Raw genomic sequence first — 2,282 nt, forward strand, 5'->3', positions numbered from 1 at the left:
AGTGGTGCCGCAACCGCAGCGCCCGCTCCGTGCTCGCCGCCGCCGTCACCAGCCCGAGCGCGGTGTTCCCCCACCACGGCAGCGCCACCGGCGAGGTGAACACCCCGAACCGCTCCGCGACCGGCGGCACCCGCGTCAGCGCCTCCAGCAGTTGCGGCACCACCAGCAGCACCGGCACGACCAGCAGCGCCACCACGCCGACCCCGATCCACCGGCTGGCCACCGGGTGCTCGCGCCCGAACCGGGCCCGCCGCCCCTCGCCCGAGTCCGGGTCGGGCACGAGCTGCCGCTCCCCGCCCCCGTCCGGCAGGTAGTGGCACCGCTTCAACCCGAACGCCGACGCCTGCACCTCGACCACCCCGCCGGGCACGGGGAACACCGCGGGCACCGGGGACTCGGCGTGGTGCACGCCGTTCCGGTACAGGTGCGCGACCGGCCGCCCGTCCTCGGTGGTGAGCTGCTTCCAGTGCAGCACCTCCACCGTCCACACCGCGCCGTCCCCGAGCTCCAGGGACAGCAGCGACCGGGACAGGGTCTGCCACCGGCGGAAGGGCTCGAGCGCCCGCCCGTGCCCCGGCCTGACCCGCTTCAGCGCGCTCCGCCGCCGCATCTCCGCGAACACCTTCGGCCTCCCCTCGTGGATTCCGTCCGCCACCCAGTGGAAACCCTGCCGTCGGGGCACGGTCAACCCCTTGACCCTGCCCCTGGGGCACGGTGTCCACTGGAGCGGTGACGGAGGGCAAGCGGATGACGTGGAGCACCCGGCAGCTCGCGGAACTGGCCGGGACCACGGTGAAGGCCGTGCGCCACTACCACTCGACCGGGCTGCTCGACCTGCCCGAGCGGGCGGCCAACGGCTACAAGCAGTACAAGATCCCCCACCTGGTCCGGCTGCTCCAGATCAAGCGCCTGAGCGACCTCGGCGTCCCGCTGGCGCACATCGCGGTGGTGGGGAAGGCGGACGAGGAGTCCGAGGAGGCGATCCGCGCGCTGGACGCGGAGCTGGCGGCGTCCGTCGAGCGGATCAACCGCGTCCGGGCCGAGCTGGCGCTGGCGCTGCGCCACCGCGCGCCCGCGCACGTCCCGCCCGCGCTGGCCCCGTTCTCCCACCAGCTGACCGAGTCGAAGCGCTCCCTGCTCACCGTCCTGGCCGCGCTGTTCGACCAGGAGGCGACCGACGGCTTCGGCGCGCTGGACAAGACCCCGGACCCGGCGGAGGTCGACTTCGACGCCCTGCCCCGCGACGCGGACGAGGCGGCGGTGGAGGAGATCGCCAGGCGGCTCGTCCCGGTGGCCCGCAGGACCCAGGAGGACCACCCGTGGACCAAGAACCCCACGGCGGGCTCACCGCTGGACCCCGAGCTGGCGCAGAGCGCGATCGCCGAGGTGGTCCTGGGGATGTACCACCCGGCGCAGCTGGCCGCGCTGCGGCGGTTGCGCGAGCTGATGGTGGAGCAGGGCCTGGCGCAGGACGGGCCGGGAACCCCGCCGGACGGCCGGAAGCCCCGCGAGGCCGACCGGTGAGACCGGCGTCGCGGGGCGTGGTCCCGGCGCTCAGGTCGGCAGCAGGCCCCGCTCGCCCAGCAGCGCCCGCGCGTGCTCGATCGCCTCGGGCGTGCTGTCGAACACCGGCGCCCCCACCGCGTCCAGCGCCCGCCGGTGCTCCTCCCGCACCCCGGACACCAGCACGGTCACCCCGCGCCCCTCCAGCCTGCGCACCGCGTCCCGCAGCACCGCGACGCCGGTCGTGTCGACGCCGGACAGGTGCGACATCCGCAACACCACCACCGCCATCGGCGACACCTCGCTCAGCTCCAGCAGGAACCGGTGCGCGGCGTGGAACAGCAGCGGGCCGTCCAGCCGGTAGGCCACGATGTGCTGCGCCAGCAGCGCCCGCTCCTCCTCGCCGTGGTCGCCGGGCTCCAGCGGCACCTCGCTGAGCCGGGCGCTGCGGGACACCGCGCGCAGCGCGAACACCCCGGCCAGCAGCAGGCCCACGATCACCGCCGTGACCAGGTCCAGCGCCAGCGTCGCCACCGCCGTCAGGGCGAGCACCACGGCGTCCGGGCGGCTGGCCCGCGCCATCGCCCGCACCGCCCCGACCTCCACCATGCGCACCGCCGTGGCCAGCAGCACGCCCGCGAGCACCGCGCGCGGCACCTGCGACACCAGCGGGGCCGCCACGAACACGATCAGCAGCAGCACCGCGGCGTGGGTCAGCGAGGCCAGCCGGGACGTCGCCCCGGAGCGCACGATCACCGCCGTGCGGGCGCTCGCGGCCG

General features: G+C 75.6%; 3 protein-coding genes. 1 reads left to right on the plus strand and 2 read right to left on the minus strand.

Annotated elements, in window-relative coordinates; genetic code table 11:
* Nucleotides 1-655, minus strand: a 655-nt coding sequence (locus ACTUAL_RS14065) for a hypothetical protein (RefSeq protein WP_440900553.1), incomplete at its 3' end; no start/stop codon positions are given.
* A gap of 74 nt (nucleotides 656-729) precedes the next feature.
* On the opposite strand from ACTUAL_RS14065, the gene ACTUAL_RS14070 reads away from it, so the two are divergent.
* Nucleotides 730-1,524 (plus strand): MerR family transcriptional regulator, encoded by a 795-nt coding sequence (locus ACTUAL_RS14070; RefSeq protein ID WP_440900554.1) that lies wholly within the window; start codon nucleotides 730-732, stop codon nucleotides 1,522-1,524.
* A gap of 30 nt (nucleotides 1,525-1,554) precedes the next feature.
* Here the strand turns inward: ACTUAL_RS14070 and ACTUAL_RS14075 are convergent.
* A partial coding sequence (locus tag ACTUAL_RS14075) for a SulP family inorganic anion transporter (RefSeq protein WP_440900555.1) occupies nucleotides 1,555-2,282 on the minus strand: 728 nt, incomplete at its 5' end.

The organism is Actinosynnema sp. (genome assembly GCF_052038725.1).